The organism is Pseudomonas sp. D8002, from assembly GCF_013385695.1.
In the GTDB taxonomy this organism is placed as follows: domain Bacteria; phylum Pseudomonadota; class Gammaproteobacteria; order Pseudomonadales; family Pseudomonadaceae; genus Aquipseudomonas.
This window is the reverse complement of the sequence record NZ_JACAPM010000024.1, coordinates 21602-43168: the sequence shown is the minus strand read 5'-3', so window position 1 is coordinate 43168 and position 21567 is coordinate 21602. Positions and strand designations below refer to the sequence as shown.

Below are 21567 nucleotides of genomic sequence, written 5' to 3'. Positions count from 1 at the left end.
CCTGGCATTGCACGCTTGTCGCTGCCTTACTGCGATTTGCGGACCCGCAAGTACCACTCGGAGAGCAGTCGTACCTGTTTGTCGGTGTAGCCACGCTCGACCATGCGAGTGACGAAGTCGTTGTGTTTTTGCTGATCCTCCTTGCTGGCCTTGGCGTTGAAGCTGATGACCGGCAGCAGATCCTCGGTGTTGGAGAACATTTTCTTCTCGATGACCACCCGCAGCTTCTCGTAGCTGAGCCAGGTAGGGTTCTTGCCGTTGTTGTTGGCCCGGGCGCGCAGCACGAAGTTGACGATTTCGTTGCGGAAATCCTTCGGATTGCTGATGCCGGCGGGTTTTTCGATCTTTTCCAGTTCCTCGTTGAGGGCTACGCGGTTGAGAATCTCGCCGGTTTCCGGGTCGCGGTATTCCTGGTCCTGGATCCAGAAGTCTGCGTACAGTACATAGCGGTCGAAGATGTTCTGGCCGTATTCGCTGTAGGACTCCAGGTACGCGGTCTGGATTTCCTTGCCGATGAACTCGATGTAGCGCGGTGCCAGGTATTCCTTGAGGAAGCGCAGATAGCGCTCGCGGGTTTCAGCCTGGAATTGTTCCTGTTCGATCTGCTGTTCCAGCACGTAGAGCAGGTGCACCGGGTTGGCGGCGATTTCGTGCGGGTCGAAGTTGAAGACCTTGGACAGGATCTTGAACGCAAAACGTGTCGACAGGCCGTTCATGCCCTCATCCACGCCGGCGGTGTCGCGGTATTCCTGGATCGACTTGGCCTTCGGATCGGTGTCCTTGAGGTTTTCGCCGTCATACACCCGCATCTTCGAGTAGATGTTGGAGTTTTCCGGCTCCTTGAGGCGAGACAACACGGTGAACTGGGCCAGCATCTTCAGGGTGTCAGGCGCGCAATGGGCCTTGGCCAGGGAGCTGTTGAACAGCAGCTTGTCGTAGATCTTGATTTCATCGCTGACCCGCAGGCAGTACGGCACCTTGACGATGTAGATCCGGTCGATGAAGGCTTCGTTGTTCTTGTTGTTGCGGAAGGTGTGCCATTCCGATTCGTTGGAGTGGGCCAGCAGGATCCCGGTGAATGGAATCGCCCCCAGGCCTTCGGTGCTGTTGTAGTTACCTTCCTGGGTGGCGGTAAGCAGTGGGTGCAGCACCTTGATCGGTGCCTTGAACATCTCCACGAACTCCATCAGGCCCTGGTTGGCCCGGCACAGTGCGCCCGAGTAGCTGTAGGCATCGGCGTCGTTCTGCGGGAATTCTTCGAGTTTGCGGATATCGACCTTGCCCACCAGCGCCGAGATGTCCTGGTTGTTCTCGTCACCGGGTTCGGTCTTGGCCACGGCGATCTGGTTGAGGATCGATGGATAGAGCTTCACCACCCGGAACTGGCTGATGTCGCCGCCGAATTCGGCCAGGCGCTTGGTCGCCCACGGCGACATGATGGTATTGAGGTAGCGCCGTGGAATACCGAAGTCTTCTTCGAGGATCGCGCCATCTTCCGTGGCGTTGAACAGCCCCAGGGGCGACTCGAACACCGGCGAGCCCTTGATGGCGTAGAACGGCACCTTCTCGATCAGTTGTTTGAGCTTCTCGGCCAGGGACGACTTACCGCCGCCGACGGGGCCGAGCAGGTAGAGGATCTGTTTCTTCTCTTCCAGGCCTTGGGCGGCATGGCGGAAATACGAGACGATCTGGTCAATGCATTCTTCCATGCCATGGAAGTCTTCAAAGGCCGGATAGCGACGGATCACCTTGTTCGAGAAAATTCGCGACAGTCGCGAATTGGCTGCGGTGTCCACCAACTCCGGCTCGCCGATCGCCAACAGCAGGCGTTCAGCGGCAGACGCGTAGGCGCTGCGGTCCTTTTTGCACAGTTCGAGATACTCCTGAAGCGAGAGCTCTTCCTGGCGGGTGGACTCGAAGCGTTGTTGGAAGTGGCTAAAAATACTCATGACGTCGTCACCTCGCTCGATACGTGGAGCCGACGCCGGATCAATCAGTCGATGCTGGCAGTCATTGGTGGACACCAATGGCCGTTTTCCCCCCAGAACACCCTGAAACGCTACCGATGACCCGCACGCCGGTGTACCGGCTCTCCCCTGTTTTGGATGGCCTGCGCTTAAGGATAGTTCGGAATCCGGGAGGTCAAGGCGCGATACGAAATTAGTTTGGCCGCGCCGTTCGTCAGAAACGGCGCGAGGCCAAGCGTCACGCGGGATAGCGGGGTTTGAAAAAAATTATTGCGCGTCGCCTGCGGCAATTTCTGCAGGATAGGTCGCACGCCATAGCTCAAAGCCACCGTCGAGGCTATAGACGTCGGAGAAGCCCTGGCTCACCAGGTAGGCGGCGGCGCTTTGGCTGGAGTTGCCGTGGTAGCACGCCACGATGACCGGCGCGTCGAGATCGGCGGCGCGGATGAAGTCGGCGATGTTGTGGTTGTCCAGGTGCTGGGCACCACTGATGTGGGCGGCGTTGTAGGTCGGCTGGTCGCGGATGTCTACAACCACCGCGCCTTGCTCGCGCAGGGCCTGGGCTTGCTCGGGAGGGATACGTTTGAATTCAGTCATGGCGGGCTCCTTTGGCCTGTGTGAAAGCGCGGCTCAGCGCTTTGCCGCGGCCTGCAGTTGTTCGGGAACGGGGGAGTCGCACTGGCAGCTCGAGCGCTCGCCGGTGTCGATGTTCATCAGGGTCATGGCGCCGCCCCATACGCAGCCGGTGTCGAGGGCGAACACGCCAGGTTCATCACACTTGCCTTCCAGGGCTGCCCAGTGGCCGAAGATGATCTTCGTTTCACGGGTCTTGCGCTCCTTGTGGGCGAACCAGGGCTTGTAGCCGGGGAGGGCGGTGTCGGCGCCTTCCTTGCTCTTGAGGTCCAGCTTGCCTTCGGCGGTGCAGAAACGCATGCGGGTGAAGTAGTTGGTGATCACCCGCAGCCGCGCGACGCCGGTCAGTTCGTTGTCCCACTTAACGGGTTCGTTGCCGTACATGCCATCCAGGTAAGCGGTGTACAGGTTGTCATCGGCCAGGGCTGCTTCGACTTCACTCGCGCACTTGAGGGCTTTCTTCAGCGTCCACTGGGGTGGAATGCCGGCATGCACCAAGGCGGTGTCGCGGCTCTCGTCGTAGTGCATGAGTTTTTGCCGGCGCAGCCAGTCAAGCAGCTCGGTGCGATCCGGCGCTTCGAGGATTTCCCGCAGGGTATCGCCCTTTTTCAGACGCTCGATGTTATTGCCGGCGGCCAGCAAGTGCAGGTCATGGTTGCCCAGTACGCACACCAGGGAGTCGCGCATGCCATAAAGGAAGCGCAGGGTTTCCAGGGATTGCGGGCCACGGTTGACCAGGTCGCCCACCAGCCACAGGCGATCCTTGGCCGGGTCAAAGGCCACACGCTCGAGCAGGCACTCGAGCGGTTCCAGGCAGCCTTGCAGGTCGCCGACGGCATACGTCGCCATCAGTGCAGGGCTCCAGGCACCGCGAGGCGGAACGGGGCGATGATGGCGTCGAAGTGTTTGCCGTCGTCGGCGAGCATCTGGTAGCTGCCTTGCATGTTGCCGACGCGGGAGGTCATGACAGTGCCGCTGCTGTAGGTGTGGCTCTTGCCTGGGGCGATCAGCGGTTGTTGGCCGACCACGCCGGCGCCGCGTACTTCCTCGACCTGGCCGTCACCGTCGGTGATGACCCAGTGGCGCGACAGCAGCTTGGCAGGCAGCTCGCCGTTGTTTTGCACGGTAATGGTGTAGGCGAACGCAAAGCGGTTCTGCTCGGGTTGCGATTGTTCCGCCAGAAAGCGGGTGACGACGCTGACGTCGATCTGATAACGAGGATCGGACATGCAAGAGGCCTTAAAAGCAAAAGCGGGGGAACAGCGGATGCCGGTCAGTCTAGGCCAAGTGGTGGGCACTAGGCCAGACATGCTGTCTGGCCGTGCCCGACTCTACTTATTCGGCCGCTGGCGCAGGCTGAATGGCGAGCTGGTCAGCCAGGCGCACGAAGGCAGCCAGGTCCAGCTGCTCAGGGCGCAGGCTGCCGTCGACGCCGGCGGCTTCGATTTCAGCGTTGCTGAGCAAAGCCTTCAGCGTATTGCGCAAGGTCTTGCGGCGTTGGTTAAACGCCTCGCGTACCACGCGCTCCAGCAACTTGTGATCTTTGGCCGGGTGTGGCAACACCGCGTGAGGCACCAGGCGCACGATGGCGGAGTCGACTTTCGGCGGGGGGTTGAACGCGCCAGGTCCGACGTTGAACAGGTGCTCTACGCGGCAATGGTACTGAACCATGATCGACAGGCGACCCCAGTCACCGCCTCCAGGACCCGCTGCCAGGCGCTCGACCACTTCCTTTTGCAGCATGAAGTGCATGTCGCGGATGATGCCGGCGTTGTTCAGCAGGTGAAAAATCAGCGGGGTGGAGATGTTGTACGGCAGGTTGCCGACCACCCGCAGGCTGTTGGGCGCTGCATTGAGGCTGGTGAAGTCGAACTTCAGCGCATCACCCTGGTGCAGGTTGAAATTGGGCATGCCGGCGAACTGCTGGTTGAGGATCGGGATCAGGTCCTTGTCCAACTCAACCACGTCCAGCTGGCCGCCGCTTTTCAGCAGGCCTTGGGTCAGGGCGCCCTGGCCCGGGCCGATTTCCAGCAGGCGGTCTTCGGGCTTGGCATGGATGGAACGCAGGATGCGATCGATCACGCCAGCGTCGTGCAGGAAGTTTTGCCCGAAACGCTTGCGCGCCCGGTGTTGGTAATGCTCGGTCATATACGGGTCTCGGCCATCTGATAGGCGGTTTCCAGGGCCACGTGCAGGCTGCCGGTATCGATCTTGCCGCTGCCTGCGAGGTCCAGGGCGGTGCCATGGTCGACGGAGGTGCGGATGATCGGCAGGCCCAGTGTCACGTTGACCGCGGCGCCGAAGCCTTTGTACTTCAGCACGGGCAGGCCCTGGTCATGGTACATCGCCAGCACTGCGTCGCAGTGCTCCAGATATTTGGGGGTAAACAGAGTGTCGGCAGGCAATGGGCCGCGCAGGTCCATGCCTTCAAGGCGCAGACGCTCCAGGGTTGGTTCGATGATGTCGATTTCTTCATGGCCCAGGTGGCCACCTTCACCGGCGTGGGGGTTGAGCCCACAGACCAGGATGCGTGGTTGGGCGATGCCGAACTTCTGTTGCAGGTCGGCGTGCAGGATGCGTGTTACACGCTCCAGTCGCTCGGGGGTAATGGCGTCGGCAATCTCGCGCAGGGGCAGGTGAGTGGTCACCAGCGCCACCCGCAGGTCGCCCGTTGCCAGCATCATCACCACTTGTTCGGTATGGGTCAGCTCAGCGAGGAATTCGGTATGCCCGGAAAAGGCGATGCCTGATTCGTTGATCACACCCTTGTGTACCGGGGCGGTGATCATCCCGGCAAAATCCCCGTCGATGCAGCCCTGGCCGGCACGGGTCAGGGTTTCCAGGACGAAGGCAGCGTTGGCCTTGTCCAGTTGCCCGGCCACGACCTTGGTCGCCAGCGGGGTATCCCATACGTACAGGCTGTTGGCCGGTGCCGGCAGATCAGGCCAGTTGCCCGGGCCCACCGGCAGCAGATCGACAACCACACCCAGCTGCGCGGCCCGCTCAATGAGCAGGTCGCGGCTGGTAATGGCAATCAGGGGGTGTGGCTGGGGGTGCGAGGCGAGCAGCAGGCACAGGTCAGGACCAATGCCGGCCGGCTCGCCGGGTGTCAGTGCGAAACGCTTGGGTGTCACTGGGCTGCCTGGTCGGTGCCTGTTTGGTCGGCACCAGGAAGCTTGTTCTCTACGTAGGCTTCGTCACGGATCTGACGCAACCAGGTTTGCAGCTCTTCGTCGTATTTGCGGTTACGCAGTACGGTCAGGGCTTGCTGCTCGCGGGCCTGGGTGGTGTTGTCAGTGGCGCGACGGCCAAGGACTTCCAGCACATGCCAGCCGTATTGGGTCTTGAACGGCTTGGACAGAACGCCTTGCGGGGTCTTGGCCATGACGTCCTGGAACTCTGGAACCAGTGCCTTCGGATCGATCCAGTTCAGATCGCCGCCGTTAAGCGCCGAACCCGGGTCTTCGGAATAGCTCTTCGCCAATTCGCCGAAGTCTTCGCCCGCTTCGATGCGGTCATAGAGCTTCTGGGCCAGTTCCTTGGTTTGGGCTTCGGTACGGATCTCGCTTGGCTTGACCAGGATGTGACGAACGTGAACTTCGTCCTTCATCTGCGCTTCTTCGCCACCGCGCTTGCCGAGCAACTTGAGGATGATGAAACCGCCAGGCGTACGGGCAGGCTGGGTGATGCCACCGACTTCCATGGCACTCAGCTCGCGGTCGAACGGTGGTGGCAGTTGCGCGGCTTTACGCCAGCCCATGTCACCGCCTTCGAGGGCGTTGTCGCTGCCGGACTGGGCAATGGCCATCTGGGCAAAGTCGGCACCTTGCTTGAGACGGTCATAGATAGCCTGGGTTTTCGCTGCGGCAGCATTGAGCTGTTCAGCGTTGGCGCTGTCTGGCGTAGGCACCAGGATGTTCGCCAGGTGCAGTTCTTCGGAAAGCTGCATCTTGCCAAGGTCGGAGGCGAGGAAGTTCTTCACTTCCTGCTCGGACACCTGAATCCGTTCGGCCACGCGACGCTGACGTACACGGCTGATGATCATTTCCCGGCGAATCTGGTCACGGGCGTCCTCATAGGACAGGCCGTCGTGAGCCAGGGCTGCGCGGAACTGATCAACACTCATGTTGTTGCGCTGGGCGATGGTGCCGACAGCCTGGTTCAACTCTTCGTCGCTGATACGGATACCGGAGCGATCGCCGATCTGCAGTTGCAGGTTTTCAACGATCAGGCGTTCAAGCACCTGCTGGTCCAGCACGCTGGTCGGCGGTACGCCGCCGCCACGCTTGGCGATGGTTTGCTGAACTTCCTTGACCCGTTGGTCCAGTTGGCTCTGCATGATCACGTCGTTATCGACGATGGCCACTACCTTGTCCAGCGGTTGAACCGCAGCGTGAGCTGCGGCGGTACCCAAGAACAGCGCGCCCAGCATCAGCGGGCGCAGACAATCAGAAAGCTTGGTCTTCACGTTCACGATAACCTTCAATGCCTTTGTCGAGGAAGCTCTCTACCTTGGCGCCGGTCAGGCCGCCGAGTCCTTTGAGGACAACTTGGAAGAAGAGCCCGTGGTCACCCTTTTCGTTCAGCGGGGCAGCCTGGGTGTATTCGTCGTTGGAGACCCAGTAACGGTTGATCACACGCAGTTTCCAACAGCAGTTGTCGTACTCGAAACCACCAAAGGCTTCCAGGGTGCGGTTGCGGGCATAGTCATACTGCCAGCGGGTGATCAGGTTCCACTGCGGAATGATCGGCCACATCATCGAGAAGTCGTGTTGCTGGATTTTGTAGTAATCCTTCACGAAGTTGTCGGTGCCCGGAGTGCCATAGTCGCCGCCGAACTGCCACTTGCCGGTCGACTGGTTGTAGACGACCTGGTCATTGCGATAGCGGTAGCCGACGTTGATAACCTTGTTCGGGTTGTCTTCCGGCTGATAGTGGAACATCGCGCTGCCGGAGCGTGGGCTGTGGCTGTCGGTGTCCCAGTTATAGTCTGCAGTAGCGCGCCAGTCGCGGTTGAAGCGGAACTCGTAATCCAGTGCGATAGGCGAGACGTTCGAATGCGCATCGTCGCGGGTCTTGGCATCAATACCTGGCAACTGGACTTCGCGATCCTTGAAGTACAGGGCCTGGCCGATGGAGACGCGTTGACGCTCGAAACCGTTGTCCTGAATCCAGCGGCTGGTCACGCCGAGGGACAGTTTGTTCTCGTCGCCGATACGGTCGCTTCCGACGAAGCGGTTGTCGCGGAACAGCGATGAGTAGTTAAACGTTGTCTCGCTGGTGTCGAATACCGGAATGTCGGTTTGATCTTTCTCAGGTACATAGAGGTAGAACAAGCGTGGTTCCAGGGTTTGGCGATAGTTGTCGCCGAACCATTGGGTATTGCGGTCAAAGTAAAGGCCGCTATCGATACTGGCAATCGGTACTGCACGGTCCTCAGAGCTTTTGAAGCTCTCGCCAAGCGAGGAGGAGCCAAGGCGATTGGTGACCAGGTCATTCTTGCCGATGCTGTCCAAGTCCAGATCGTACTTGGTGTAAACGTACTTCAATTTCGGCGTGATGAAACCGTAGGTCCAGTTCAGTGGCAGCGAGACGCTAGGTGCCAGGTTCAGGCGGTTACCGTTCGCACGGTTCAGGCCGGCTACGTTTTTATCGAGTCGGTCAGATGTAAGGCCGTCCTCGTCGGTAAACGTGCCGTTCTCAAGGTCTCGTTCGAACCTGACTGCCTCAGTCTCGTAGGCAAACTCCAGACCGGCTGGATGATATGGCAGCGTGCCGTTGAACGTGAGCTGGGGCAGCCTGTTGTAAGGCGTAATATTGGAGATAGTCGCCAGCTGATAAGCTTGGACGTTCAATCGCGCCGTATAGCTGTCGCCGCGATAGCTTACGGAACCCTGTTGGTTGACGTATTCCTGGCTCTGAACGCCAATCTGGTACGACTTCAGGTCCTGGAAGTAATACGGGTCGCTGATCTTGGTGTAGTCGACCTGTGTCAGCAGGCGTGAATCCAGACCGCCCTTGTGCTGCCAGTTGAGCATGTAGCGGGTTTTTTCGTAGTCGGTCTGGTTTTTGCGCTCGTCGTTATCATCGTTCAGGTACGCGCCGCCGAACTGGCCTTCGCTGGACTTGGTGAGGTAGCGGAATTCGCCTTCCATCAACAGGCCGCGCTTGGTCATGTATTGCGGGTACAACGTGGCGTCGTAGTTCGGCGCCAGGTTGAAGTAGTACGGCGTAACCAGGGTAAAGCCAGTCTCGCTACCGGTGCTGAAGCTCGGCGGCAGGAAGCCGGATTGACGACGGTTGTCGATCGGGAAATAGATATACGGGGTGTAAAGGATCGGAATGTCCTTGACCCGCAACGTCACGTTGGTCGCGGTACCGAAACCAGTGGCCGGGTTGAGCGTGATGTTGTTGCCCTTGAGCTGCCAGGCGTTGCTGTTCGGCTCGCAGGTGGTGTACGTACCGTCCTTGAGACGGATGATCGCGTTCTCGGCACGCTTGGCGTACAGGGCGTTACCGCGGATGCGCGATTTGTGCATCACGTATTCGGCGTTGTCGACCTTGGCGGCGCCGGTGTCCAGCTGGACTTCAGCATGGTCGCCCACCAGCAGGGCACCGTTGTCGCGCAGACGGACGTTGCCGTTCAGCTCGCCACGGTTCTCGGCCTGGTACAGGTTGGCCTCGTCGGCCTCGACCTGCATGCTGCCCTGGCGCATGACGACGTCACCGGCCAGGGAAGCAACTTGTTGTTCCTGCTCGTAACGAGAGACCTTGGCGCCGATGAAGGTCGGCGCGTCGCTCTTGTTCGTCTTGTCGTTCATGCCAGGACGGATCGGCTCGATGTACGCGCCGGAGCAGTACGGGCCGGTTTCGGCCAGTTGTGCGGCGGTGAGCTTCTCGCGAGGGACCCAGTCCAGGTGGCTGTAGTCGGCGCTGCGCGAACGCAGGCCGCGGCCCTTGGCTTCGGTGACCAGAGCGGTCTGCGGCACGGCCTCGGCGGTGCCGCCGGACTCGCCTTGCGGCGTGCCACTGGCAGAGCTGACGGCACTGCCGTCATGCACCGGGCGCGGTGGCAGCGGGGCTGCGGCCGTTTTCGGCGCGCAATCCCAGGCACCCGAAGCAGAGACTGAGCAGTCATACTGTTCCGCGGCGACCACGAATGAGGTGGCGAAAGGTTGCATGGCCAGCAGACTGCCGGTTACCAGCAACGGAAATTTTCTACGAAACGCGGGGGATTTCAATGCCATCTTATTAGTCCGGGCTTCCTGCGTGCCATCTGCCCGCGGTGTGGGCCGCACGCCTCTCGATGGTCTGAAAAAGATGCGTGATAATAAAGCATGACCCGCTTGACGGCTAGCGCCGTCGGAGACCCTTGTAATGCCCGACCAAGATCTACGTTTGCAACAGCTGAAAGTCTGGCTTGATGAGCAATTGCCAGGCCTCTTTACCACCCAGGGCTGGGGTGTCGTACCCCCGGCCACGTTGACTGCGGCCAGCAGTGACGCGAGTTTCAGGCGTTACTTCCGGTGGGAGGGAGGAGGTCGCAGTTTTGTCGTGATGGACGCTCCACCCCCCCAGGAAAACTGCAAACCTTTCGTCGATATCGCTCATTTACTCGGTCAATCGGGAATAAATGTTCCGAAAATTTATGCGCAAGATCTGCTTCGCGGCTTTCTTTTGCTGAACGACCTGGGGAAAAAAACCTATCTGGACGTGATTACGGCTGAAAATGCCGATCAATTGTTCGCCGATGCCATCGACGCATTGCTGGCTTTCCAGCAATTGCCGATGGAAGCCCCGTTGCCCAGTTATGACGTCGCGCTGTTGCGTCGGGAGCTGGAATTGTTTCCTGAATGGTACGTTCGCCGGGAGCTGGGCATCGAGTTTGACGCCCGGCAGCTTGGCCTGTGGCAACGCGTCAGCGAACACCTGATTGACAGCGCCCTGGCCCAGCCCAAGGTCCTGGTGCATCGCGACTATATGCCGCGCAATCTGATGATCAGCGAGCCGAATCCCGGCGTGCTGGACTTCCAGGATGCGGTCTACGGCCCGGTGACCTACGACATCACGTGCCTGTTCAAGGACGCCTTCCTCAGTTGGCCGCAGGCCCGCGTGCGGGAATGGCAGCGCGGTTACTGGCAGCGCGCCGGCGCGCTGGGTATCCCGGTGCAGGCGGACTTCGAGGAGTTCCTGCGGGCCAGCGACCTGATGGGCGTGCAGCGTCACCTCAAGGTGATCGGCATCTTTGCGCGCATCTGCCACCGCGATGGCAAGCCGCGCTACCTGGCGGACGTGCCGCGCTTCTTCGCTTATATAGAGGCGGTGCTCGCGGACCGGCCAGAGTTGAGCGAACTGGGTGAATTGCTGGCGAGCCTGCGCGTCGAGGCGGTGGTATGAAGGCCATGATCCTGGCCGCCGGCAAAGGTGAGCGGATGCGCCCGCTGACCTTGCACACGCCCAAGCCGCTGATCCAGGCCGGCGGCAAGCGCCTGATCGAGTACCACCTCGAGGCGCTGGCGAAAGCGGGCTTTACCGATATCGTCATCAACCATGCGTGGCTCGGCCAGCAGATCGAAGGCTATCTGGGCGATGGCTCGCAGTACGGCGTACGCATCCAGTACTCGGCCGAAGGCGAGCCGCTGGAGACCGGCGGCGGGATCTTCAAGGCCTTGCCGCTGCTGGGGGACGAACCGTTCCTGGTGGTCAATGGCGACATCTGGACCGACTACGACTTCGCCAGCCTCCACCAGCCACTGGATGGGCTGGCCCACCTGGTGATGGTCGACAACCCGCCGCACCATCCGTCCGGTGGTGATTTCTACCTGAAGGACGGCGCGCTTCATGATGCCGCCGCCGGTGCCGATAACCTGACCTTCAGTGGCATTTCCGTACTCCACCCCCAGCTGTTCGCGGGTTGCAGTGCGGGTGCCTTCAAGCTGGCGCCGCTGTTGCGTGACGCCATGGCGAAAGGGTTGGTGACGGGGGAACACATGAACGGACGCTGGATCGATGTCGGGACGCTGGAGCGTCTGGCGCAAGTCGAAACCCTGCTGACAGCGGGGCACTAGGATGTTGTGGCCAGGGACTCTGATCGGAGCCGGGGCGGGCTTTGCCATTGCCAGCATTCCGGGGGCCATGTTGGGCGCACTGCTGGGCCAGGCGCTGGACCGGCGCCTGGAACTGCAAAGCTGGGCCCAGTTACGCGAGCGCCTTGGCGGCCGGCCGGCGTTGCGCAATGACGAACTGCTGTTCGTGTTGCTCGGTCGCCTGGCCAAGAGCAACGGCCGGGTGGTGGACGGGCATATCCAGCAGGCCCGCCAGGAAATGCGCTCGCTGGACATGGCCGAGCCGGCCCAGCGCCGTGCGATTGCCGCGTTCAATCGCGGCAAGTCCGGCTCGGACCGGGTACGCAGTTACCTGGGCGTGCTCAAGGCCCAGCCCCATGCGGCGGAAGGTGTGCTGCGTGCCTGTTGGCGCATGGCCTGGGCGGACGGCAAGGCCAGTACGGCCGAGCGCGAGTTGATTGAACAATGGGGCAAATGGCTCGGCTGGACGGTCCAGCAGATCCAGGCGCTGGCGGCTGACTATGAGCCGGAGCGCAAGCCGTTGGCCAATCGTGGCGGGGCTTATCAGGAGGCGTTGCGGATTCTGGGGGTGACGTCGACGACGGAGCCCGCGGTGATCAAGCGTGCCTACCGGCGCCTGCTCAGCCGGCACCACCCGGACAAGATTGCCGGCAGTGGCGCCAGTCCAGTCCAGGTGCGCGAGGCGACCGAGCGCACCCGCGAGCTGCACAACGCCTACGCGCTGATTCGCGAAAGGCGAGACTTTCGCTAACAGAATTATCAGGCGCTGCTTTTTTATGGCGTAAACCGGATCAACTGTGGGAGTGGCGGTGCGACGATTCGACTTGCTCGCGAATGCGGTGGATCAGTAACAGATGCAGTGACTGACTCACCGCATTCGCGAGCAAGCCCGCTCCCACATTTTACTCTCCAGTGTTTTTGAGATTTACGATCAGTCCCCGGGATTTTGCGGGCTCAGCCACCCGCGAATCCGCCGGTACAGCTGCTCTTGCCCTGCCTGGCTGTTATCGGGGAAGGCCTTCAACGACACCTGCTTGTAGCTGTCATTCTTCAAACGCTTGCTGGCCTGGGAACGTTCCTGGGCCGCTTTGCGTGCCTGGGCGTTGTCCTGGAAGAAAAAGTCTGCCGTGGCCAGCTTCAGTTTCGGTGCCAGTTGTTGCAGGTCCGGGGCACGGCCCGCCGGGGTCTGCGCGGCCACCATGACAAATTTCTGCACCTGCGCCGGTTGTTTTTCACTCAGGTAACGCGCGGCCCACCAGGCGCCGGTGCCGTGGCCGAGCAATACGACGCTGCGGGCATTCTGGGTCTGGGCGAAGGCGAGGGCGGCGTCAATGCGCGCGAAGATTCGCGTGGCGTCGGTCTTGTCTTGTTCATCGGTGCCGGGAACCACGGCCGGGTCAGTGCCTTCCGCTTCGGCGCTGGCGGCTTGCTCCACGGGTTTGGCGACGGTGCTGGCGTCTTTGCTGCTGGTCTCCACGGTCGCCTTGGGCGATTCGATGACGCGGGGTGGCAAGGTGTCCAGGGTCAGGTCCGGCAGCGACAAGCTCAGGGAGCCCCAGGAAGCGTCCGGCAATTTCTTGCGCAACGGCGCGATTGCTTGAGGCCAGTCAGCACTTTCGCCGTTGCCCGGGACGATAATCACCACGCCTTCAGGCTCACCGCTGTTGGCCGGCTTCCACAAAGCCAGGAAAGAATCGCTGCCTGCCTGCAACTGTTGTTGTTCCTGCTGCGGGATTTGTCGTTCCAGGGCGTTGGCTTCTTCCTGGCTGCGCTCCGGCAAGGGCTGGCGCACCACTGGCTTTTCCGGGGCGGGAGCGGGAGTGTCGGCGGCCTCGACACAAAAGGCGCTGGTAAACAGCAGCGACAGGCACAATGCTGGCAGTGCCGAGCGGTGGGAAAGTGGCATCGTTGATTTCCGGCCAGAAGTGATTCCGGCAGCCTAATGGGTTGGTCAGTATTTGTCAGTGATATGAGACGTGGATCATGGGTTTTCGCTACCTGCTGGTTATCGGCTGTATATGCTTTCCCTTGATCGCGGGCGCCGTGCCTGCGCCTGCCACTCACCAGGCGCAGCTCGATGCCGGCCAGCGCGAATGGCTCGAACAGCATCCCGACCTGCGGGTCGGGCTGGTGTTACAGGCGCCTTATGCCCAATACGATCGGCGCTTGCAGCGCCTGTCCGGGGCCAATGTCGAATTGATGCAGTGGTTGGCCAAGGCGCTGAATATCGAACTGACCTGGCGCAACTTTCCCAATCAGGAGCAACTGGAGGCGGCGGTGCGTGACGGCGAGGTCGACCTCGCCCCCGGCCTGCTGCAAACCCCGGCCGGCCTGCGCCTGTGGTTATTCTCCGATCCGTATATGCGGGTGCCCCAGCACATTGTCGGGGTTCGTGATGGCAGCACCGCAGTCGACCTGGAGAAACTCGACGACCAATCCCGCGTCGCCGTGCGCATGCCCAGCGCAGTGGCGGATTACCTGCGCAGCACCTACCCGAGTCTCAACCTGCAAGGCGTGCCCATGGAGCGCCAGGCCCTGCAATTGCTGTTGAGCCAGCAGGCGCGGTATGCGGTGGTGGATGAGGCGCAATTGAGCCGTTTGTCGGGCGAAACCGAGTTCGCCGGCCTTGCCGTGGTCGGCGATATCGGCCTGCCGCAATTGCTGCGGGTGGCCACGCGGCGCGACTGGCCCGAGCTGGCCGATATCATGCAAAGCGCCTTGCGCGCGATTCCCGCTCGTGATCTGGACCAGTTGCACAGCCGCTGGCTGCAGCCCAAATACCCACGGGTGACCGAGTCCCCCGGCTTCTGGCAAAACCTCACGTTGCTGCTGGGCCTGCTATTGCTCGCCAGCCTGGCCGTGGTGTTCTGGCAGCGCCGCCAGCAACGCGGCCTGGAGCATAATCTGCTGGCCGCCCGCGAAGAAAGCGCCGCCCGCGCCGCCGGTGCCGAAGCCTTGCGCCTGACCCAGTTCTCCATCGACCAAAGCACCGTCGGTATCCTCTGGGTCAATTGGGACAGCCATGTGCGCTACGCCAATCAGGCGGCGGAAACCATGCTCGGCTACGCCCCCGGCGCCCTGATCGAACGCCCGCTGATCGAATTCGACCCGACGCTGACCATGGACCGCTGGCTCAACCTGTGGAAGCGCGCCCGGGCCAGCGAAGACGGGCCGCAGAGCTTTGCCACCAATTGCCTGCGCGCCGATGGCAGCGTATTGCCAGCCGATGTGTCCCTGAGTTTCCTGCGCTTTGCCGACGGCGAATACCTGGTGGTCTACCTCAACGATGTCACCGAGCGTCGCCGGGCCCTCGCGGCGTTGCAGGAAAGTGAGGCGCGGCTGCAAGGGATCGCCGCCAATGTGCCGGGGCTGGTGTTTCGCCTGGAGCGCTTGCCGCGCAGCGAGGCGATCGAGTTCGCCTACATCAGCCAGGGCAGCGAGGGCCTGGTGGGGTACGCGCCGGAAGTGCTCAGCCATCCGGCCATGGGCATTCGCAGCCTGGTGCATCCCGACGACCGCGCCAGTTATCACCGCACCCAGGACCAGGCCATCGAGACGGAGAGCAACTGGGCCTGGCAGGGCCGCATCCTGACCCGCCTGGGCGAGCAGCGCTGGGCCGATATCAAGGCCGTGACCCGGCGCCTGGAAGACGGCGCCGTGGTTTGGGACGGAATTGTCTGGGACATCAGCGAGAGCAAGCGCATCGAGCTGGAGCTGGACGCCTCCCGCGCGCAATTGCGGGAATTGTCGGCCCACCTGGAAACCGTGCGCGAGGAAGAGAAGGCCCGCATCGCCCGGGAAGTGCACGACGAGTTGGGGCAGATGCTCACCGTGCTCAAGCTGGAGACCTCGATGTGCGAGCTGACCTACGCCCAACTGGATCCCGGCCTGCACGAGCGGCTGAACAGCATGAAGCGCCTGATCGCCCAACTGTTCCAACTGGTACGCGATGTGGCCACCGCCTTGCGTCCGCCGATTCTCGATGCCGGGATTGCCTCGGCGATCGAATGGCAGGCCCGGCGTTTCGAGGCCCGGACGCAGATTCCGTGCCTGGTGCAGGTGCCGGATAATCTGCCGGCGCTGAGCGACGCCAAGGCCATCGGCCTGTTCCGCATCCTGCAGGAGGCACTGACCAATGTGATGCGCCATGCCCAGGCGCATACTGTCGAGCTGACGCTGGTGGCGGAGGGCGCGCACTTGCGCCTGACCATCAGCGACGACGGTGCAGGTTTCGTCCAGGCTCCCGGGCGCCCTGTATCGTTTGGCCTGGTGGGCATGCGCGAGCGGGTGCTGATCATGGGCGGGCAGTTGAGCCTGGACAGCGCATTGGGCGAAGGCACCACCCTGAGTGTGACGGTGCCGCTGGATTGATAACCAAAAGAAGAGGACATCCACAGTGATCCGTGTACTGGTAGCTGAAGACCACACCATCGTTCGCGAAGGCATCAAGCAACTGATCGGCCTGGCCAAGGACCTGCTGGTGGTGGGCGAGGCGAGCAATGGCGAGCAGTTGCTGGAAACCCTGCGCCACGTGCCTTGCGAGGTGGTGTTGCTGGACATCTCGATGCCTGGCGTCAACGGCCTGGAAGCCATCCCGCGGATCCGTGCGCTGAACAATCCCCCGGCGATCCTGGTGCTGTCGATGCACGACGAAGCGCAAATGGCCGCCCGTGCGCTGAAGGTCGGTGCCGCCGGCTATGCCACCAAGGACAGCGACCCAGCGCTGCTGCTGACCGCGATCCGCAAGGTCGCGGCGGGCGGGCGGTACATCGACCCGGACCTGGCCGACCGCATGGTCTTCGAAGTCGGCCTCACCGATTCCCGCCCATTGCACTCGTTGTTGTCGGAGCGCGAGTTCTCGGTATTCGAGCGCCTGGCCCAGGGCGCCAACGTCAACGACATCGCCCAGCAGTTGGCGTTGAGCAGCAAAACCATCAGTACCCACAAGGCGCGCCTGATGCAAAAGCTCAATATCACCTCCCTGGCGGAACTGGTGAAGTACGCCATGGAGCACAAACTCCTATAGCGGCATACCTGTTTGCGACTACCTGCCGAGCGCCGCGCTGCCCGGTCTTGCTGCTTGTAGCGTGGGGTTTGTAACTGCTCTGTTCTATCCCCGCCATCCGTGTAGGGCAATCCCTACCCCAAACCTTCCATCCTGCTGATGCCAATCTCTCCGGGCCCCCGATTTTCGCGGCCTTGCCCTGGGACTACGCTTGTTCCACGGCAGTCCAAAACAAAAAGGTGCGGGTATGAGCGAGGTGGATTCAAATGATGTGCTGGTCAGCTTTCGTGGCGTGCAGAAGAGCTACGACGGCGAGAACCTGATCGTCAAAGACCTCAACCTGGAGATTCGCAAGGGCGAGTTCCTGACCCTGCTCGGGCCGTCCGGGTCGGGCAAGACCACCAGCCTGATGATGCTCGCCGGTTTCGAAACCCCCACCGCCGGCGAGATCCAGCTGGCCGGCCGCTCCATCAACAACGTGCCGCCCCACAAGCGCGACATCGGCATGGTGTTCCAGAACTACGCGCTGTTCCCGCACATGACCGTCTCCGAGAACCTGGCGTTTCCGCTCTCTGTACGCGGCCTGAGCAAGACCGACATCAGCGAGCGGGTCAAGCGTGTACTGAGCATGGTCCAGCTCGATGCCTTCGCCCAGCGCTACCCGGCGCAACTCTCCGGTGGCCAGCAGCAGCGGGTGGCCCTGGCCCGGGCGCTGGTGTTCGAGCCACAGCTGGTGCTGATGGACGAACCCCTCGGCGCCCTCGACAAGCAACTGCGCGAACACATGCAGATGGAGATCAAGCACCTGCACCAGCGCCTCGGCGTGACGGTGGTGTACGTGACCCACGACCAGGGCGAAGCACTGACCATGTCCGACCGGGTGGCGGTGTTCCACCAGGGCGAGATCCAGCAGATCGCTGCCCCGCGCACCTTGTACGAAGAACCGAAAAACACCTTCGTCGCCAACTTCATCGGCGAGAACAACCGCCTCAATGGCCGCCTGCACAGCCACACCGGCGACCGCTGCGTGGTCGAACTGGCGCGCGGCGAAAAGGTCGAGGCGCTGGCGGTGAACGTCGGCCAGGTCGGCGGCCCGGTGACCCTGTCGGTGCGCCCCGAGCGCGTCAGCCTGAATGGCTCCAGCGAAAGCTGCGTCAACCGTTTCTCCGGGCGCGTGGCCGAGTTCATCTACCTGGGCGACCACGTGCGGGTGCGCCTGGAAGTCTGCGGCAAGACCGATTTTTTTGTGAAACAACCGATCGCCGAGCTGGACACAGCCCTGGCGGTCGGCGACGTGGTACCGATTGGCTGGCAAGTCGAGCACGTTCGCGCACTCGACCCACTTCTAGAGGCGAATTGATCGCCCCCTTGCTTCACCAACCTCGCACGTGGAGAGAACAACAATGTTGAGATCCCTGAAATATTCCGCCCTGGCTCTGAGCTTGATGGGCGCGACACAGGCCATGGCAGGCCCTGATTTGACGGTGGTGTCCTTTGGTGGCGCGAACAAGGCGGCGCAGGTCAAGGCCTTCTATGCACCGTGGGAAAGCGCGGGCAACGGCAAGATCGTCGCCGGCGAATACAACGGTGAAATGGCCAAGGTCAAGGCCATGGTCGACACCAAGAGCGTGTCCTGGGACCTGGTGGAAGTGGAGTCGCCGGAACTGTCCCGTGGCTGTGACGAAGACATGTTCGAGCCCCTGGACCCGAAACTGTTCGGCAACCCGGGCGACTACGTGAAGGGCGCGATCCAGCCGTGCGGCGTGGGTTTCTTCGTGTGGTCCACGGTGCTGGCCTACAACGCCGACAAACTGAAAGCACCGCCAGGCGGCTGGGCCGATTTCTGGGACACCAAGAAATTCCCGGGCAAACGCGGCCTGCGCAAGGGCGCCAAGTACACCCTGGAATTCGCCTTGATGGCTGACGGTGTGGCGCCGAAGGATGTGTACAAGGTGCTGGCCGGCAAAGATGGCCAGGACCGTGCGTTCAAGAAGCTCGATGAGCTCAAGCCGTATATCCAGTGGTGGGAAGCGGGCGCCCAACCGCCGCAGTACCTCGCTTCTGGCGATGTGGTGATGAGTTCTGCCTACAACGGCCGGATCGCTGCCGTGCAGAAAGAAAGCAATTTGAAAGTGGTGTGGAACGGCGGGATCTACGATTTCGACGCCTGGGCCATTCCAAAAGGCCTGGCCAAGGACCGTGCTGACGCGGCGAAGAAGTTCATCGCCTTCTCGGTGCAGCCGCAGCAGCAGAAGACCTATTCGGAAAACATCGCCTACGGCCCGGCCAATACCCAGGCGGTACCGTTGCTGGCGAAGGACATCCTGAAGGATATGCCGACTACCCCGGAAAACATCGCCAACCAGGTGCAGATCGACGTGAGCTTCTGGGCGGATAACGGTGAGCAACTGGAGCAGCGCTTCAATTCCTGGGCTGCCAAGTAACCACCGCACCCAGGGTGGATGGGCTTTTTGTGGCGAGGGGGCTTGTCCCCCGTTGGGCTGCGAAGCGGCCCCAAAACCAGCCACCGCGGTCAGTCTAATAAACCACAGTGGCTTTACTGGGGCTGCTGCGCAGCCCAACGGGGGACAAGCCCCCTCGCCACAGGTGTGGGCCTTCACAGGTCTGCATTCTTTTTTACGATCCGGAGTTCGCCATGGCCCTCGCCATTCCCAGCCCCACCCTGAAACAGCGCCTGGCGCGTGCCGAGCGGCTCAACCGCTGGAAGGCCCAGGCCCTGATCGCGCCATTGGTGGTGTTTTTGCTGCTGGTGTTCCTGGTGCCGATTGTGGCGCTGCTCTACAAAAGCGTCGGCAACCCGGAAGTGGTGGGCGGCCTGCCGCGCACGGTGGTGGCGGTGACGGCCTGGGACGGTCGTGGCTTGCCGGGCGAGCCGGTGTACCAGGCCATCAGCGAGGACCTGGGCGAAGCCCGGAAAAACTCGACCCTGGGCGACCTCTCCAAACGCTTGAACATGGAGCTGGCGGGCTATCGCAGCCTGCTGACGAAAACCGCGCGGGCGCTGCCGTTCACCGAAGCGCCTGCCTCCTATAAAGAAGCGCTGGAAAACCTCGACGAACGCTGGGGCGACCCGGCGTACTGGCAGGCGATCCGGCGCAACACCAGCAGCCTCACGCCATACTACTTGCTGGCCGCCGTCGATCACCGCATCGACGACCTCGGCGAAATCGCCCCGGCCACCCCGGACCAGGCGATCTACCTCGATATCTTCGCCCGTACGTTCTGGATGGGCCTGGTCATCACCGTGTGCTGCCTGCTGCTGGCCTATCCGTTGGCTTACCTGCTGGCCAACTTGCCGGCGCGGCAAAGCAATTTGCTGATGATCCTGGTGCTGCTGCCGTTCTGGACCTCGGTGCTGGTGCGCGTGGCGGCCTGGATCGTGTTGCTGCAGTCCGGCGGCTTGATCAACAGCGCGCTGATGGGCATGGGGCTGATCGATAAACCCGTCGAGTTGGTGTTCAACCGGCTGGGGGTCTACATCTCCATGGTGCACATCCTGTTGCCGTTCATGATTTTGCCGATCTACAGCGTGATGAAAGGCATCTCGCCCACCTACATGCGGGCGGCAATCTCCCTGGGCTGCCACCCATTCGCCAGCTTCTGGCGCGTGTACTTCCCGCAGACCTACGCAGGCGTTGGTGCCGGCTGCTTGTTGGTGTTCATTTTGGCGATTGGCTACTACATCACCCCGGCCTTGCTGGGCAGCCCGAACGACCAGATGGTCAGCTACTTCGTGGCCTTCTACACCAACACCAGCATCAACTGGGGCATGGCCACGGCCTTGGGCGGCTTGCTGCTGCTGGCCACCGTGGTGCTGTACCTGATCTACAACTGGCTGGTGGGCGCCAGCCGCCTGCGCCTGAGCTAAGGAGACCGTTGCGATGCTGAGCCCTTATATGTCGCCCGTGGAACGGGTCTGGTTCTACAGCTTGCGGATCCTCTGCGGCCTGATCCTGTTGTTCCTGATCTTGCCGGTGCTGGTGATCATCCCGCTGTCGTTCAACAGTGGAAGTTTCCTGGTCTACCCGCTGCAAGGTTTCTCGCTGCACTGGTACCAGGATTTCTTCGGTTCGGCGGAATGGATGCGCGCCCTGAAGAACAGCATCATCGTGGCTCCGGCGGCTACAGTGCTGGCGATGGTGTTCGGCACGCTGGCGGCGATTGGCCTGACCCGGGGGCACTTTCCCGGCAAGGCGCTGGTGATGGCCCTGGTGATTTCGCCGATGGTAGTGCCCGTGGTGATTATCGGTGTGGCCAGTTACCTGTTCTTCGCGCCGCTGGGCCTGGGCAACAGCTTCTTCTCGCTGATCGTGGTGCACGCGGTGCTGGGCGTGCCGTTTGTGATCATCACCGTGTCGGCGACCTTGCAAGGGTTCAACCATAACCTGGTGCGGGCGGCGGCCAGCCTGGGCGCGTCACCGCTGACGGCGTTTCGCCGGGTGACCTTGCCGTTGATTGCCCCGGGGGTGATTTCCGGTGCGCTGTTCGCCTTTGCCACCTCGTTCGATGAAGTGGTGGTGACGCTGTTCCTTGCCGGGCCCGAGCAGGCAACCTTGCCCCGGCAGATGTTCAGCGGCATCCGTGAAAACCTCAGCCCTACCATTGCCGCCGCGGCCACCTTGCTGATTGCCTTCTCGGTGGTGCTGTTGCTGACCCTGGAATGGCTGCGCGGGCGCAGCGAGAAACTGCGTACGGCCCAGGTCTAAAGCCAAACAGAGATCAAAATGTGGGAGCGGGCTTGCTCGCGAAGGCGGTGTGTCAGTCAACAGAGATATCGACTGGCCTACCGCCTTCGCGAGCAAGCCCGCTCCCACATTGGGTTTGTGTCTATTCAGTAGCTGAATGCAAGACAACC

At 61.7% G+C, this 21567-nt stretch carries 18 protein-coding genes; 9 read left to right on the top strand and 9 right to left on the bottom strand.

Translation table 11 applies throughout. The features are described 5' to 3' along the window. Nucleotides 1-26: 26 nt before the first annotated feature. The 8 genes from HX807_RS13055 to HX807_RS13020 all read right to left on the bottom strand — a co-directional run bounded on the left by HX807_RS13055 (nt 27) and on the right by HX807_RS13020 (nt 9847). On the bottom strand, nt 27-1949 hold the full coding sequence (locus HX807_RS13055) for a PrkA family serine protein kinase (protein ID WP_003210999.1): 1923 nt from the start codon (nt 1947-1949) through the stop codon (nt 27-29). A gap of 285 nt (nt 1950-2234) precedes the next feature. Next, nucleotides 2235-2564, bottom strand: a complete 330-nt coding sequence (glpE, locus tag HX807_RS13050; RefSeq protein ID WP_008434417.1) for a thiosulfate sulfurtransferase GlpE — start codon at nt 2562-2564, stop codon at nt 2235-2237. 33 nt (nt 2565-2597) lie between these two features. After that, a complete protein-coding gene (locus HX807_RS13045; protein ID WP_177050171.1) occupies nt 2598-3449 on the bottom strand; it encodes a symmetrical bis(5'-nucleosyl)-tetraphosphatase in 852 nt (283 codons plus the stop codon). Next, nucleotides 3449-3829: a Co2+/Mg2+ efflux protein ApaG gene (gene apaG, locus HX807_RS13040; protein WP_003210996.1), complete on the bottom strand. Its 381-nt coding sequence runs from the start codon at nt 3827-3829 to the stop codon at nt 3449-3451. The genes HX807_RS13045 and apaG overlap by 1 nt, the downstream gene beginning before the upstream one ends. Before the next feature lie 106 nt (nt 3830-3935). Then, nucleotides 3936-4748: a 16S rRNA (adenine(1518)-N(6)/adenine(1519)-N(6))-dimethyltransferase RsmA gene (gene rsmA, locus HX807_RS13035; RefSeq protein WP_076017896.1), complete on the bottom strand. Its 813-nt coding sequence runs from the start codon at nt 4746-4748 to the stop codon at nt 3936-3938. Next, the gene (pdxA, locus tag HX807_RS13030; RefSeq protein ID WP_003210992.1) at nt 4745-5734 is read right to left on the bottom strand and encodes a 4-hydroxythreonine-4-phosphate dehydrogenase PdxA; all 990 of its coding nucleotides are present in this window, start codon (nt 5732-5734) and stop codon (nt 4745-4747) included. Before pdxA ends, rsmA begins: the two co-directional genes overlap by 4 nt. After that, nucleotides 5731-7068, bottom strand: a complete 1338-nt coding sequence (locus tag HX807_RS13025; RefSeq protein WP_003210991.1) for a peptidylprolyl isomerase — start codon at nt 7066-7068, stop codon at nt 5731-5733. Before HX807_RS13025 ends, pdxA begins: the two co-directional genes overlap by 4 nt. Continuing rightward, a complete protein-coding gene (locus tag HX807_RS13020) occupies nt 7049-9847 on the bottom strand; it encodes an LPS-assembly protein LptD (protein WP_102604411.1) in 2799 nt (932 codons plus the stop codon). The genes HX807_RS13025 and HX807_RS13020 overlap by 20 nt, the downstream gene beginning before the upstream one ends. Before the next feature lie 130 nt (nt 9848-9977). Here HX807_RS13020 and HX807_RS13015 point away from each other — a divergent pair, with 130 nt between their 5' ends. Genes HX807_RS13015 through HX807_RS13005 form a run of 3 tightly spaced genes read left to right on the top strand, consistent with a single transcriptional unit; the run spans nt 9978 to nt 12437 of the window. Beyond that, complete coding sequence (locus HX807_RS13015) at nt 9978-10997, top strand: aminoglycoside phosphotransferase family protein (protein ID WP_008434428.1); 1020 nt, start codon at nt 9978-9980, stop codon at nt 10995-10997. Beyond that, entirely contained in the window at nt 10994-11668 is a 675-nt protein-coding gene (murU, locus tag HX807_RS13010) for an N-acetylmuramate alpha-1-phosphate uridylyltransferase MurU (RefSeq protein ID WP_003210984.1), read from the top strand. Before HX807_RS13015 ends, murU begins: the two co-directional genes overlap by 4 nt. A 1-nt stretch (nt 11669) precedes the next feature. Then, complete coding sequence (locus HX807_RS13005; protein ID WP_177050169.1) at nt 11670-12437, top strand: TerB family tellurite resistance protein; 768 nt, start codon at nt 11670-11672, stop codon at nt 12435-12437. Nucleotides 12438-12617: 180 nt separating this feature from the next. On the opposite strand, the gene HX807_RS13000 is transcribed toward HX807_RS13005, so the two are convergent. Continuing rightward, nucleotides 12618-13592, bottom strand: a complete 975-nt coding sequence (locus HX807_RS13000) for an alpha/beta hydrolase family protein (RefSeq protein WP_177050167.1) — start codon at nt 13590-13592, stop codon at nt 12618-12620. A gap of 77 nt (nt 13593-13669) precedes the next feature. Between HX807_RS13000 and HX807_RS12995 the strand changes: the two genes are divergently transcribed. The 6 genes from HX807_RS12995 (at nt 13670) to HX807_RS12970 (ending at nt 21418) form a co-directional block, all read left to right on the top strand. Continuing rightward, entirely contained in the window at nt 13670-16057 is a 2388-nt protein-coding gene (locus HX807_RS12995) for a PAS domain S-box protein (RefSeq protein ID WP_177050166.1), read from the top strand. A 25-nt stretch (nt 16058-16082) separates the two neighbouring features. After that, nucleotides 16083-16712 carry a response regulator transcription factor gene (locus tag HX807_RS12990; RefSeq protein ID WP_003210977.1) on the top strand — a complete coding sequence of 210 codons (630 nt, stop codon included), beginning with the start codon at nt 16083-16085 and terminating at the stop codon, nt 16710-16712. 226 nt (nt 16713-16938) lie between these two features. After that, nucleotides 16939-18051, top strand: coding sequence for an ABC transporter ATP-binding protein (locus HX807_RS12985; protein WP_003210974.1), 1113 nt, complete (start codon nt 16939-16941; stop codon nt 18049-18051). Nucleotides 18052-18094: 43 nt separating this feature from the next. Continuing rightward, a complete protein-coding gene (locus tag HX807_RS12980; RefSeq protein ID WP_003210973.1) occupies nt 18095-19135 on the top strand; it encodes an ABC transporter substrate-binding protein in 1041 nt (346 codons plus the stop codon). Nucleotides 19136-19347: 212 nt separating this feature from the next. Then, a complete protein-coding gene (locus tag HX807_RS12975) occupies nt 19348-20580 on the top strand; it encodes an ABC transporter permease (RefSeq protein ID WP_003210972.1) in 1233 nt (410 codons plus the stop codon). A gap of 13 nt (nt 20581-20593) precedes the next feature. Next, nucleotides 20594-21418, top strand: a complete 825-nt coding sequence (locus HX807_RS12970) for an ABC transporter permease (protein WP_003210970.1) — start codon at nt 20594-20596, stop codon at nt 21416-21418. The last annotated feature ends 149 nt before the right edge of the window (nt 21419-21567 follow it).